At 40.5% G+C, this 13,273-nt stretch carries 13 protein-coding genes and 1 rRNA gene; 8 read left to right on the top strand and 6 right to left on the bottom strand.

Going from position 1 to position 13,273, the window contains the following annotated elements:
• The first annotated feature begins 2 nt into the window (after nucleotides 1-2).
• Nucleotides 3-764 (top strand): type II secretion system protein N, encoded by a 762-nt coding sequence (locus FNZ24_RS02640; protein ID WP_153912876.1) that lies wholly within the window; start codon nucleotides 3-5, stop codon nucleotides 762-764.
• A gap of 68 nt (nucleotides 765-832) precedes the next feature.
• On the opposite strand, the gene yrfG is transcribed toward FNZ24_RS02640, so the two are convergent.
• On the bottom strand, nucleotides 833-1,510 hold the full coding sequence (gene yrfG, locus FNZ24_RS02635; RefSeq protein WP_153912875.1) for a GMP/IMP nucleotidase: 678 nt from the start codon (nucleotides 1,508-1,510) through the stop codon (nucleotides 833-835).
• A gap of 79 nt (nucleotides 1,511-1,589) precedes the next feature.
• Here yrfG and nudE point away from each other — a divergent pair, with 79 nt between their 5' ends.
• The 4 genes from nudE to FNZ24_RS02615 all read left to right on the top strand — a co-directional run bounded on the left by nudE (nucleotide 1,590) and on the right by FNZ24_RS02615 (nucleotide 5,749).
• Complete coding sequence (gene nudE / locus FNZ24_RS02630; RefSeq protein WP_153912874.1) at nucleotides 1,590-2,138, top strand: ADP compounds hydrolase NudE; 549 nt, start codon at nucleotides 1,590-1,592, stop codon at nucleotides 2,136-2,138.
• A gap of 111 nt (nucleotides 2,139-2,249) precedes the next feature.
• The gene (gene cysQ / locus FNZ24_RS02625) at nucleotides 2,250-3,059 is read left to right on the top strand and encodes a 3'(2'),5'-bisphosphate nucleotidase CysQ (RefSeq protein ID WP_153912873.1); all 810 of its coding nucleotides are present in this window, start codon (nucleotides 2,250-2,252) and stop codon (nucleotides 3,057-3,059) included.
• Between the two features lie 183 nt (nucleotides 3,060-3,242).
• Nucleotides 3,243-3,890 (top strand): TetR/AcrR family transcriptional regulator, encoded by a 648-nt coding sequence (locus FNZ24_RS02620; protein ID WP_153912872.1) that lies wholly within the window; start codon nucleotides 3,243-3,245, stop codon nucleotides 3,888-3,890.
• Nucleotides 3,881-5,749: an MFS transporter gene (locus FNZ24_RS02615; protein ID WP_153912871.1), complete on the top strand. Its 1,869-nt coding sequence runs from the start codon at nucleotides 3,881-3,883 to the stop codon at nucleotides 5,747-5,749. Before FNZ24_RS02620 ends, FNZ24_RS02615 begins: the two co-directional genes overlap by 10 nt.
• A 27-nt stretch (nucleotides 5,750-5,776) precedes the next feature.
• Here FNZ24_RS02615 and mnmH read toward each other — a convergent pair whose 3' ends face one another.
• From mnmH to FNZ24_RS02600, 3 genes are all read right to left on the bottom strand, one after another.
• Nucleotides 5,777-6,892: a tRNA 2-selenouridine(34) synthase MnmH gene (gene mnmH, locus FNZ24_RS02610; RefSeq protein WP_153912870.1), complete on the bottom strand. Its 1,116-nt coding sequence runs from the start codon at nucleotides 6,890-6,892 to the stop codon at nucleotides 5,777-5,779.
• On the bottom strand, nucleotides 6,892-7,950 hold the full coding sequence (selD, locus tag FNZ24_RS02605; RefSeq protein WP_153912869.1) for a selenide, water dikinase SelD: 1,059 nt from the start codon (nucleotides 7,948-7,950) through the stop codon (nucleotides 6,892-6,894). Before selD ends, mnmH begins: the two co-directional genes overlap by 1 nt.
• 95 nt (nucleotides 7,951-8,045) lie before the next feature.
• Nucleotides 8,046-9,149, bottom strand: coding sequence for an acyl-CoA desaturase (locus tag FNZ24_RS02600; protein ID WP_153912868.1), 1,104 nt, complete (start codon nucleotides 9,147-9,149; stop codon nucleotides 8,046-8,048).
• A 145-nt stretch (nucleotides 9,150-9,294) separates the two neighbouring features.
• Here FNZ24_RS02600 and fabR point away from each other — a divergent pair, with 145 nt between their 5' ends.
• Nucleotides 9,295-9,909 carry an HTH-type transcriptional repressor FabR gene (gene fabR, locus FNZ24_RS02595; protein ID WP_102527639.1) on the top strand — a complete coding sequence of 205 codons (615 nt, stop codon included), beginning with the start codon at nucleotides 9,295-9,297 and terminating at the stop codon, nucleotides 9,907-9,909.
• Between the two features lie 95 nt (nucleotides 9,910-10,004).
• Here fabR and trmA read toward each other — a convergent pair whose 3' ends face one another.
• Nucleotides 10,005-11,111 carry a tRNA (uridine(54)-C5)-methyltransferase TrmA gene (gene trmA, locus FNZ24_RS02590; RefSeq protein ID WP_153912867.1) on the bottom strand — a complete coding sequence of 369 codons (1,107 nt, stop codon included), beginning with the start codon at nucleotides 11,109-11,111 and terminating at the stop codon, nucleotides 10,005-10,007.
• Between the two features lie 142 nt (nucleotides 11,112-11,253).
• Here trmA and murI point away from each other — a divergent pair, with 142 nt between their 5' ends.
• Nucleotides 11,254-12,045 (top strand): glutamate racemase, encoded by a 792-nt coding sequence (murI, locus tag FNZ24_RS02585; RefSeq protein WP_153912866.1) that lies wholly within the window; start codon nucleotides 11,254-11,256, stop codon nucleotides 12,043-12,045.
• 11 nt (nucleotides 12,046-12,056) lie between these two features.
• Here murI and FNZ24_RS02580 read toward each other — a convergent pair whose 3' ends face one another.
• Entirely contained in the window at nucleotides 12,057-12,515 is a 459-nt protein-coding gene (locus FNZ24_RS02580; RefSeq protein WP_153912865.1) for an RNA recognition motif domain-containing protein, read from the bottom strand.
• Between the two features lie 660 nt (nucleotides 12,516-13,175).
• Between FNZ24_RS02580 and FNZ24_RS21450 the strand changes: the two genes are divergently transcribed.
• Nucleotides 13,176-13,273 (top strand): 16S ribosomal RNA (locus FNZ24_RS21450); the annotation flags it as partial.

The raw sequence follows: 13,273 nt of genomic DNA, 5'->3' as shown, positions 1-13,273 counted from the left end.
TAGTGAGTTTGATTAAGAAAATTATAATTGGTGTATTCATCTACCTTATTTTTATGGTGGTTTATATTCCTGCTAATTGGGTTGTGGGCATTGCCCCATTGCCAAACAACATCAAAATCAGTGGCGTTACTGGCACTTTATGGCAAGGTAGTGCCGATCTTGTGTCTGTTGACCGTCGTTTGATAGAGCAAGTGAAGTGGGATTTAAATCCTTGGGCATTACTTATCGGTGCTGCCAATGTTGATCTGCAAATCGGTAGTCGTGCGACTCCAGTGAGTGGTCAAGGTGATATTAGCTGGTCTATGTCAGGTATCTCGGCAGAGAATCTACGCTTCGAAGCACCGAATCAATTTTTATTGGGTAATGCTCGTTTACCTTTTAGAACCAAGATAGAAGGCGATGTCAGTTTAATTGTCGAACGTCTTGAGCAAGGTGAACCTTGGTGTGAACAGTTAAGTGGTAAGTTATTTTTAAACCGTATTGATGTGAAAAATCAGTTTGGTGAATATCCGTTAGGTGATATCGCCCTTGGGTTGAGCTGTGTCGATGGCATGGTGCAGTTAAACACTGATGACACCATGAATACCATGGGCATTGAAGGTGTAGCATCACTTGGCGAGAATAATCGTTTTTCTGTTAGCGCTAAGATTAAGCCGACACCAGAACAGCCTGAAGATTTAACTCAAGCATTATCTTTTTTGGGTAAACAAGATAGCCAAGGTTATTACCCAATTAATTATAATGGGGTGATTCCTGGTTTATAACTGAATCAGTTTAGGTTGTGATTTAATAAAAAGGCATGTGGATAACATGCCTTTTTTGATCGTAGCGTTTAAGGGGCTTTTATATTGGTTAATAAATCTTGGTGTAGCATTTGATAATCGTGAATGGCCGGGAAGTCAAAAAATTCCTTATGAGGTTTTTGACTATCAGGGTTAGAAATACCGAGCTGAAAACCAATACCTGCTTTTTTAGATGCTTCTAGAATATGCTCGTTGTCATCAACGAATAAACAACGGCTAGGATCTAAGTTAAATTGTTTAATTGCATGTTCCCAAAATAACGGGTGCTCTTTAGGGTAACCTGTTTCGTGGCTTGAAAATGTGGCATCTAATCCGTGGGCTAGGTCGGTATGTTCTAGTTTTAACTCAAGGCTTTTTGGGTGAGCATTGGTCATTAAAATACGCTGCTTACCAGCTCGATGTAGGGCTTGTAAAAAAGGCATACTATCTTGGCGCATTTGGATACGCTCAACGAGTGAGTAATGCAAGGTTAAAATATCTAAGCCTAATTTTTGCTGCCAGTAATCAATACAATACCAATCTAACGTACCTTCTACTTTGTGATACGACTGCTCCACTAATTGCTGTGCTTCTGCTACAGAAATTTGTCTTTGTTGGCTGAGCTGCTGGGGCACTAAGGTTAACCAAAAGTGGTTATCAAAATGCAAATCCAGCAAAGTGCCGTCCATATCGAGTAAAACAGTGTCTATCTTATGCCAAGGAAACATGAAAATTCCAGTTGTAGAATATAGCTAGGGTAGTAAGATTGTAACTCGTCTACGTAAATTCGTCATATATGAGGCCTTAATGACAACTCGGCATAAAAAGCCTGAAATCTTGCATCGTGAAATCGTCGCAAAAAGTCGTTTATTTCAGATTGAGCAACTCCATCTTAAATTTTCTAATGGAGTAGAGCGTCAATATGAAAGAATGAGTGGCGGTAGTCGTGGTGCGGTGATGATAGTTCCTGTACATCAAGGCAAGTTGTTATTAGCCAAAGAATATGCCGCTGGCACAGATAATTATGAGCTTGGTTTTCCTAAAGGCTTGATTGATCCTGGTGAAGAAGCCATAGAAGCAGCCAACCGTGAGCTTCAAGAAGAGATAGGTTTTGCCAGTAAAAAGCTAACTTTACTAAAAGAGCTCAGTTTAGCGCCAGGTTACTTTGCCAGTAAAATGCAAATATTTATCGCTGAAGACTTGTATGAAAGCACCCTTGAAGGCGATGAACCTGAACCGATAGAAGTCATTCCTTATCCGTTAGAGCAATGGCAAACTTTACTCGAGAATGAAGACTTTTCAGAGTCGAGAAGTGTCAGTGCGTTATTCCTCGCACAGCAGTTTTTAGCAAAATAGTCGTTATAAATTAAAATAAAAACAAAATATTAGCCTAAGTTAACTACAAAAAATCCTTAATTTGGTCTAACTTGACAGTATTCAGCGTATTATTTGGCGATTGGAGTCGTTATGAAGCCAGAAGAAATTATTGAACAAGTCATCACTATTGCCACAGAGGCAGGTCAAAAAATTCATGACATCTATGTCAAAGGTGATTTTGATCGAGAAATAAAATCAGATAATACACCTGTAACTTCTGCCGACTTAGCCGCGAATGAAATTATATGTGCAGGTCTTGCTGCACTGACTCCTGATATTCCTATTCTTAGTGAAGAAGCTGCCGATATTCCTTTTTCTGAACGCGCTGAATGGCAACGATATTGGCTTGTCGATCCATTAGATGGTACTGGTGAATTTATTGCTGGTAGTGGCGACTTCTCTGTCATTATCGCACTTGTAGAACATAATCGACCTGTAATGGGCGTGGTATATGTTCCTATGACCAAGGTGTGTTATTACGCGATTGCTGGTTTAGGTGCCTATAAGCGTGATAGTAAAAATGAAGTGCGCATTATGAGCCGACAAATTGAGAGTATTGAAGAGTCTGGCTTAAAGCTTGCTGTTAGTCGCCGTCAAGATCCTCAATCGGTTTTAAAATTATTAAGCCATCCTAATAGCTGCGAATTAGTCGTGTTAGGTGGAGCCGCTTTAAAGAGCTGTTTAGTGGCTGAAGGGCGGGCTGACTGTTATGTCCGCCTAGGCCCTACTGGTGAGTGGGATACTGGCGCTGCGCAGATTATTTTGGAAGAAGCGGGTGGCTCATTGATGGATATCAACTTACAACCTATGAGCTACAACGAGCGTGAAACACTAGAAAATCCTAATTTTATTGTCGTTGGCAGCCCTAGTTTAGCTTGGGATGATATATTGACTACCTAGTAACTAACTCGCTGAATAAATTAATAAAAACAAGCCCTCTTCGGAGGGCTTTTTTGTGTCTGCTTTTTAGTGCAGCTAAGTTATCGGATAGTGACTGAGTAAAAATAAACTTATTATGAACATTGTTTTTTATTTTATTTATTGTTAGTTTAGACAAACTTAAACATCTTAAAGGACTGTCTGATGGCGAGAAGGAAAGAACATACTCATGAAGAAATTCATGATATGGCCATTAAATCTGTGATGGAATACTTACAAACTGCCCAGCTTGAAAGCTTAAGCCTACGTAAAGTCGCCACTCAGATTGGTTATGCACCGAGTACCCTGATTAATATTTTTGGTAGTTATCAGCATTTATTGCTATCTGTATCTGAACAAGTATTAACGGATTTATATCAGCAGTTAACGGTAAATATGACTGACAAAACCCATGTTCATAACACTGAAGCACATAAGGCTAGGGCGATTGAAGCGATTGAGATAATGGCGCACAGTTATTTTCAGTTTGCTAATGACCATTCAGCTTGTTTTAAACTGGTATTTGAGTTGTCTGCACCAGAAGGAGTCGAGCTGTCATCAAAACATAAGCTTGCTATTGATACATTGTTCAATTTAATTGTCGAGCAGCTAAATGTTCTTTTTGCTGAGACGAATCATGAGGATATTGTATTGATGAGCCGAGTATTGTGGGGTGGTATCCATGGTTTAACCTGTCTTGCCGTTGACGGAAAACTCTTTACCGAACAAGCAGCGTTGCCCGCCATGCTCAGTAGTCATGTAAGAGGGTATTTAGCAGGTATGACTCAAGAAAAGGACTCTTCATGTTATTAACTAAACGATTTCTTCCCTATTTTGTTACTCAGTGTTTAGGGGCATTAAACGATAATATTTATAAGAATGTTTTATTGCTGCTTGTGACGTATAGCCAGGTCAGTGAGTTGCCTATTAGTGTGAATATGTTTGTTAATTTAGCCGCTGGGGTATTTATTTTACCTTTCTTCTTATTTTCTGCCCATGCGGGAATGGTTGCCGATAATATGGACAAGGCAATGCTGATCCGTAGATTGAAGTTACTTGAATTGATCATTATGTCCTGCGCAGCCTTTGCGATTCTATCTCAGAGCTATTTAGTGATGTTATTGCTGCTATTTATGATGGGGAGTCAATCTGCTTATTTTGGGCCTGTAAAATACTCATTATTACCACAAACATTAAAAGAAAATGAATTGGTTACCGGAAATGCTTGGGTAGAAATGGGCACCTTTATCTCAATCCTAGTGGGAACATTATCAGCTGGTTTAATCGTGGCCAGTGATCATAGTTTAATAGGCGCAGCGGCGATTGTCGTGACATTAGCTGCTATTGGTTATCTTTCAAGTCGCGCTATTCCTGCATTACCACCGCAGGGAAAAATTGAAAAAATTAAATTTACCCCTTTATCTGGCACTTGGCGCAGTATTGCTAAAGTAAGAAAAACTCCAGGTATATGGATGGCTATTTTAGCGATTAGTTGGTTTTGGTTTTTAGGTGCGACTTATCTTACTCAGTTTCCTAACTTTGCCAAATTACACTTACATGCTGATGCTACTGTAGTGTCGCTATTGCTTGCCTTGTTCTCGATTGGTATTGCTGTTGGTTCTTGGATTTGTGAGCGAGTGTCATACGGACATGTAGAGCTAGGTGTTTTACCCTTCGGTGTTTTAGGATTAACCGTTTTTGGGGTTGATTTAATCTTTGCGATACCGCCAGCGCCGGCCGACTTGACCTTTGTTTATGGTTTTAGTGCGTTTATTACTGATCCGCAGCATTTCAGAGTGATGGGCGATTTATTTATGGTCGGGTTGAGTGGTGGTTTATTTATCGTGCCGCTCTATGCTTTCATTCAGTCTAGAGCTGCTAAAGATGAATGTGCGCAAGCCATTGCAGCCAATAACATCATTAATGCATTATTTATGGTTGTTGCTGCCATACTGTCGATAATTCTACTGGGCGTATTAGAGTGGAGCATCCCAGACTTATTCTTGCTACTGGCTGCGATGAATACTGTCGTTGCACTATACGTGTATTCACAAGTGCCTGAATTTGCGCAGCGTTTCATAAGTTACTTGTTGAGTCACTTCATGTATCGGGTAAAGGTTACTGGCCGTGAGCAGATCCCAGCTCAAGGGGCAGGTGTGATTGTGTGTAACCACGTCAGCTATGTAGATGCCTTGATTATTATGGGGTCATCAACCCGTCCAATGCGTTTTGTGATGGATAAATCAATTAGTGAAATACCTTTGCTTAAGTACTTATTCCGTCACGCGGGAGTCATTCCTATTTGTTCTCCTAAGCAATGTGAAAAGACCTATGAAGAATCATTTGAGCAAATACATCAAGCGCTCAGTAATGATGAATTGGTATGTATTTTCCCAGAAGGTCGTTTATCTAAAGATGGTGAGATTGCTGAGTTCAGACCTGGAATTGAGCGAATATTAAAGCGCGATCCTGTTACTGTTATTCCGATGGCGTTGAATGGCTTATGGGGCTCGTACTTTAGCCATAAAGGAGGTCATGCATTAACAACTCCTCCAAAACGATTCTGGTCAAACGTGGAAGTGAATATTGGGGAAGCTGTAGATGGTGTCGAGCTAGGTCGTCACGGCTTACAAAAAAGTGTTGCTGAGTTATTTGAGCATAAATCTAGCTAGATTTAGCTTATGATTAGAGAGGCGCATTCAATACTGAATGCGCTTTTTGTTTGCTGTTAGCCATTCACTAATCGCCTGATGGTCACCACTAAATATTATACGCTGTTGTTTTTTTGCTAGCTGATACTGATACATAGGGTCGTAGTAATGCAGCAGCAGAGTAGAGATCCAATCAAAATGTGCTGATAGGTCATTTCGAATAAATTGACAATTGATAGCTTGCTCAATCAATACTGTTAAATCTGCGTGCATCTTGCCGCCGAGGCGTTTTTTAATACTGTTAATGCTATTGAGTAGGTAATCAGTAAAGGCGTGCTTTCCTTGTTCCATTCCATAACGGTTAATATACGTATTAGCTTTATCCACGACATAGGCTTGGTGGATACGAGAGAGTCGATTATCGAAAGACTCTTCTAAAACGATAACTTGGCTACGCTGCATTGCTTGATAGAAAACTTGCGGAATAGCGGAGCGACCAATGAGATAACTCTCATCTTCTAGTAGGGTAAATTGATATGCTAGTCGCTGTTGTTTAAGTAGTTTAACCGCTAAGTTATTTTCGAAGTTTATTTGAGTTGGCTGGGGGTCGATATTCTTCCCAAAACTCGATCCGCGATGATTGGCTAGACCTTCTAAATCTATTGCTTCATTTCGTTGCAATAATAAATCTGTTTTACCACTGCCTGTAATTCCACTTAGCATCAACAGTGGTTGTTCGATTGCTGCTGATTCAATAGTTTGAATAAGGTACTGACGCATCGCCTTGTATCCACCTTCGATGAAAGGGATGTCACTACCCGCTTCTTTAATCCACTGCTGACTCAGCTTTGATCGCAAGCCGCCACGAAAACAGTATAGATAAGCCTGAGGATGCTTTGTGATGTATTGTTGCCATGCCTCTACTCGTTGCTGCTTGGTCTTACCGTTTACTAAGCTATGACCAAGTGTTATTGCCGCATTTTGGCCGTGTTGTTTATAACAAGTACCGACTTGCTTACGTTCATCATCAGACATTAACGCTATATTAGTCGAATCATTAAATGCGCCTTTACTGTATTCAATAGGCGCGCGAACATCGAGAAGAGGTATATCCTCGAGAAAGATGCGTTGATATTCGCTACTGGCGATCATATTGGAACTCATTAGCAGATATCCACTAATGCGATAGGCTTATCTGTTTCAGTTTGGTTAACTGAGGATAACTGACCAATACAGATGGGTTTAATCCCTTGCTCAATTAAACAAGCGATGAGTTGCTGTTCAGCATTTGCCGATACCGATATTAATAAGCCGCCGCTAGTTTGCGGGTCGCATAAAATTGCTTTTTGTTTGTCAGTAAGTAAACCTAAATGTTGCTTATAGCTGTCAAAGTTTCGCTGGGTGCCACCAGGAATACAGCCAAGATTAAGATAATGTTCTGCTTTATCCAAAAGTGGGATCTGCTCAAACAACAAGGTTGCGGCTAAGTTTGCGCCTTGGCAAACTTCAATTAAATGTCCTGCTAAGCCAAATCCAGTGACATCGGTTAAGGCGTTAACGCCATTTATATTAGCAATTTTTTGTCCCACTTTATTAAGCTGACACATAGCATCAATGGCTATTTTGCTATCCTCTTTAGCAAGCTTTTTTTGTTTTTGGGCTGTGGTCAATATTCCTATACCTATGGGTTTAGTAAGGTAAAGTTTATCGCCTGCTTGAGCTTGGTCATTACGTTTAAGTTTGGCTAGAGGAATTTGCCCAGTGACAGCTAAACCAAAAATCGGTTCTGGCGCATCAATGCTATGACCTCCTGCAAGCATAATTCCCGCATCTGCACAGGCTTGTCTGCCACCTTCAATAACTTTTTGCGCCACTTCGGCTGGTAGGGTATTCACCGGCCAACCTAGTATTGCAATGGCCATTATTGGAGTACCGCCCATGGCGTAAATGTCACTTATAGCGTTAGTGGCTGCAATACGGCCAAAGGTAAAAGGATCATCGACAATAGGCATGAAAAAGTCAGTGGTGCTAATGATGCCCGTTTCTTGATTGAGCTGATAAACAGCTGCATCGTCACGGCTTTGGTTGCCAACGAGTAGGTTAGGGTCGGTAAAAGCAGGTATTTCACTGGCTAGGATAGTACTGAGTACTTGAGGGGAAATCTTACAACCACAGCCAGCGCCATGGCTGTATTCAGTGAGCTTAATATCGGTGTCAGCCATGAAATGAATAATCCTCATTAATGTCGATTATCCATCATAAACACAAACGGCTACCTTGCAAGGTAGCCGATTCACATTAATGACAATGACTGGTTTTAATAAGCCGCAGTAATGTTTTGCCAATTTTTCTTTTGAGCTAACAAGCGTGCTTTTAGTTCTTCAACTTGTAAGCTGAGTTGCTGATAGCTTAATTGCTTACGTTTTGCTTCTATTAAGCTCTTTTTAGCTTGATAGTACTCAACTAAGTGTAACTTCATTAAATCATATTCAGCTTGGAAGTTAGCAATGATTTCATCACAGTTAGGTAAGTGAGCGACTTTGTCTTGAGCTCTAAGTAGCTGCATTTGTAGCTTTGCACTTTCAATACGTTCTTGCGGCACAACGCGTAAGTCTTTAGCCAATCCAACCCAATGCATGGATTTAATTAACCACTTGGTTGGATCGTAATGCCACCACTTAATACCGTTGCGATAATCATTCTCGAAAATATGGTGGAAGTTATGGTATCCCTCACCATAGGTTAATAGCGCAATAACACCATTATCACGGGCGGTATTTTTATTGGTGTATGGCTGACTTCCCCAAATATGAGCAAGGGAGTTAATAAAGAAAGTGCAGTGATGAACAACAACAAGGCGAAGTAAACCAGCCATCAGCACCATTGAAATAATATCGCCGTTTAACCAGCCTAAGAATGCAGGTAAACCAATATTCATCAATACTACTAGAGAAAGGTAGTGCTTATGCTGCCACATGACGATGGCATCTTTTTGTAGGTCACGCACGTTATTGTAATCATGATAACGACTTGCTTGGTATTCACGTAGCATCCAGCCAATATGGCTGTACCAAAACCCTTTTTTAGCCGAATAAGGGTCTTTGTCGTTGTTGTCCACATGCTTATGATGAATACGATGATCCGAAGACCAATGCAGAGCACTATTTTGTAAAGCAAGCGCGCCGCCTAAAGCGAACAGAAAACGCATGACAGGGTGAGCTTTATAAGCTTTATGTGACCACAACCTGTGGTAGCCGGCTGTAATTGATAAGCCACTGGCGAAAGCAAGCACCACAAAGGCAACCCACTCAATAGCTTCAAAGCCGTGGGTCAATCCACGCCAAGGCACCAGCGTGATGGCACCCAATAAAGTGAGTGCAAATAGAGACGTATTTAACCAAATAATCGGTGGTTTTTTCATTAAGATAATCCAAAAAACTTATTGGGCGTACAGTTGTACGCTAATTTAACTTACACTCATTCTATGGTCAAGCTTTGAAGGGCTGTGTTTCTTTGATAAAAACGGTATTATCTGTGCACTAACATTTACTAATTGGATTCTATACATGGGTGTAAGAGCATTACAGAAAGAAAAAACCCGTCGTGCATTGGTAGATGCCGCTTTTAATCAACTCAGTGCTGAGCGTAGTTTTTCTAGTTTGAGTTTACGTGAAGTTGCAAGGGAAGCAGGGATTGCACCAACATCATTTTATCGCCATTTTAAAGACATGAACGAGTTAGGTCTGACAATGGTGGATGAAGGCGGATTAACATTAAGACAGATGATGCGTAAAGGTCGTCAACGAGCTGAAGCTGGTGGTAGTGTTATTCGCATTTCAGTTGACACTTTTGTGGAAGTATTAGAGTCAAATCCTAACGTATTCCGCATTCTGTTACATGAACGCTCTGGCACGTCAGCAGCTTTTCGCGCTGCAGTAGCCAGAGAGATTGAGCATTTCATTTCAGAATTATCTCATTACACTGAAGCGACAGCGGGTAGAACACCAATGCTTGCAAGAGTGCAGGCAGAAGCCTTAGTAACCTTAGTGTTTAATGCTGGAGCATCAGCATTAGATATGAAGCGTGCAGATAGAAAGGTGTTAGCAGATCACTTGGTGCTTCAATTGCGTATGGTGGCAAAAGGTGCCGAAGCCCTTCAGCACAAGGTTGAAACTAAGTAGATTTTAGAAAGGCTGCTACATAAATACAGAAAAGGCGGTGTTGTGATATCACAACACCGCCTTTTTGATCTTACTGTTTAACCAGCAATAGCAAGTTAACCTTGCGATTTGCGCTCAAGTAACACACCGGATTCCATATGATTGGTATAAGGGAACTGATCAAACAAAGCAAAACGGGTTATTTCATGAGTTGTACTTAACGTTGCTAAGTTCGCTTTCAAAGTTTCCGGATTACAAGAGATATACAAAATACGGTCGTAGTTCTGCATTAATGACAGCGTATCATCGTCGATCCCTGCACGTGGTGGATCGACAAAAATGGTATTACAGTCATAGCTATCTAAATCGATACCTTCCAAGCGTCTGTATTTACGTTTCTTCGCCATTGCATCACTAAAGTCTTCAGCAGACATACGAATGATTTGTAGGTTTTCAATCTTGTTAATGGCAATATTATATTGCGCTGCATCAACTGATGGCTTGGCAAGTTCGGTCGCAAGCACTCGATCAAAGTTAGGCGCAAGTGCGATAGTGAAATTACCGTTACCGCAATACAGCTCAAGTAAATCCCCAGTACTGTCTTTAGTGGCTGAAATTGCCCATTCGAGCATTTTGACAGACACTTTAGCGTTAGGCTGAGTAAAGCTGTTTTCGATTTGTTTATACTTAAGTTCGGTGCCATCTACAGTTAGGGTTTCAACAACGAAGTCTTTATCTAAATCGATTTTCTGCTTACGTGCACGGCCAATAAAGTTAACGTTAAACTTTTCAGCTAAACGCTGCTTCATTAGTTCTGCTTGCTCGCGCCATTCATCGTTAAGTTGGCGGTGGTAAAGCAGTGATACAAGAATTTCGCCACTGAGCGTAGATAGGAAATCAACTTGGAAAAGCTTAAAACGTAAGTCATGATTGGGACGTAGTTCTTCCATTAACGCTATCATCATTTCATTAATGAGGGTTCCAGCTGGAAGATATTGCTCACAACGTACTTTTTCGTTCAACGCTTTATCAAACATGTAATAGAATAAGTCGTCACCATCATGCCAAACACGAAACTCGGCACGCATGCGGTAGTTAGCAGGTTCTGAAGCAAAAACTTCTAAGCTAGGCGGAGTAAACTCGGCAAAGGCCTGTTCAAGCTTGATACGTTTTTCAGCGAGTTGCGCATCATAGTTTTTAGGATCCATTGCAGCTAAATTCATTTTGTTCCACCATAGGCTGTAAATTAAGGGCGCAAATATTATACTACACACCGCTGATGTCCAGTGGATTGGCGTGTTCTTCGAACATTAAATCAAAATATAATCGAATTCTTATTAATAACCACTTACAACGGAGAATATCTTGGTCGGTTCTATACTCATTTTTGATTCAGGTATTGGTGGTTTATCAGTATTTGAACCTATTCAGCGCCAATTACCCCACCATGATATTTATTACCTATTTGATAATGCTCGGCTTCCTTATGGGGATCTCAACGAGCAAGAGTTAATTCAAGGTTGTGTTGAATTAATCGTTGAACAGGTTCGACAAATTAATGCCTCGATTGTTGTTGTCGCCTGTAATAGTGCTAGTACTTTAGTTTTGCCAGAACTGAGAAAACAATTAACCATCCCTGTTGTTGGTGTTGTGCCAGCGATTAAGCCTGCAGCACAAAAATCAAAAACTGGGCATATAGGTTTACTTGCAACACCTGGCACTGTAGCAAGACAATATACTCAAGACTTAATTAGCTCTTTTGCTGGTGGTTGCAAAGTGACTTTAGTGGGTTCATCTGAACTTGTGCTCATAGCAGAAGCCAAAGCAAAAAGACAAACTGTTAACCACGCCAAAATTGCCAGCATACTCGCACCAATTAATAATACTAACCTAGATACTTTAGTTTTGGGTTGTACCCACTTCCCATTGTTACGCCAAGAGATTGATGAAGCTTTGACTCATAAAGTGGTGTTGTTAGATTCTGGAGATGCAATAGCCACAAGAGTCATGTCTTTTATGGATGATAAAGGCAATGGAGAGACTGAGGTTCAAGGGACGCTAAAAGCAGGATATACGAAGGAAATTGATGTAGGACTTAAAGAGACGTTAGCCGACTACGGTTTTACACAGTTTGAGTGTATTGCCGTAGCCAACTAAATAAGGTCTTGCTAACTATCTTTATTTTGATCCGCAGGATCTGATTCTTGAGATTTTGCTTCACGTACTTTTAAAGTACGTTCTTGGAAGCTGTAATCATTCAATTTGTTCATCGCTTTCTTCGCACCAGCTTCAGACATTTCAACGAAACCGAAACCTTTACGACGACCTGTTTTTCTATCACGAACTAAACGAACGGAATTAACTGGTCCATATTCACCGAAAAGTGATTTAACTTCACCCTCATGTACACGGTATGGAAGGTTACCAACATATAAAGTCATTGTTGGGCCAACATACGGTTCATTTGAACCTGCAGCAGATGAAGAAGGTACGAAAGTGAAAATAAGACTTGCTAACATTACACCTGCGATAAAAGACACAACAAGTTGAACATTGGTAGAAAGAGCATAAATGATGACTGCGCCAATTAGCGCTGCAACTAAGGTAATAACAAATGACTTCTGCATAAGTTTGTCTCTGATAAAAATGAAAAATGATAAATAACTGTTAAAAAGCATAGCTATGGTAATGAATTATTGGCGGTTTCACCATACTCTGATGAAAAAATGAGCTCAAAACACAATAAAAACTTCGCTGTACCACATTAATCTAGAATAAAATCGTTTCAAAAATACCCATAACAGTCAAAAATAAAACGATCTGCGCAAAAGATCTTCGTTCGATCTGTTTTCTTTTAAAAAGCCCTTGCGGTGTTTCAGAATCTGCCTATAATGCGCATCCACTGACACGGCAAACCACGCAATAGCATGGTGTATACGCCAAATCAGTTCACTGTAAAGTGACGCTGAAAAGAGTTTTTAAATTAGTTTAAAAATGACTTGACGCGAAACGGGAATTGCGTAAAATACGCATCCCTAGCCACTCGGGCTTACCGAGATGCGCTAACGCTCTTTAACAATTTATCAAGTAATCTGTGTGGACACTCACAGGTGTTGAGTTAATCGAAATTGCTCACTCTTTCTCGTAAAGAATGAAGCAATCAAAATTATTATCAATGTAACGATGAGTGTTCATAGCAATATGTAACAAACAGGATGTAGATTCTTCCGAGTCTGCATAATGTAATCAGAATTCATTGAGCCGAGACTTATGTCTCAACAAAACTTTAATTGAAGAGTTTGATCATGGCTCAGATTGAACGCTGGCGGCAGGCCTAACACATGCAAGTCGAGCGGTAACAGAAAGAAGCAAGCTTCTTTCTGTT

The organism is Shewanella sp. TC10 (assembly GCF_009663145.1).
GTDB lineage: Bacteria > Pseudomonadota > Gammaproteobacteria > Enterobacterales > Shewanellaceae > Shewanella.
Note: the sequence above shows the minus strand (reverse complement) of the source record. Positions and strands in the feature narration are given on the sequence as shown.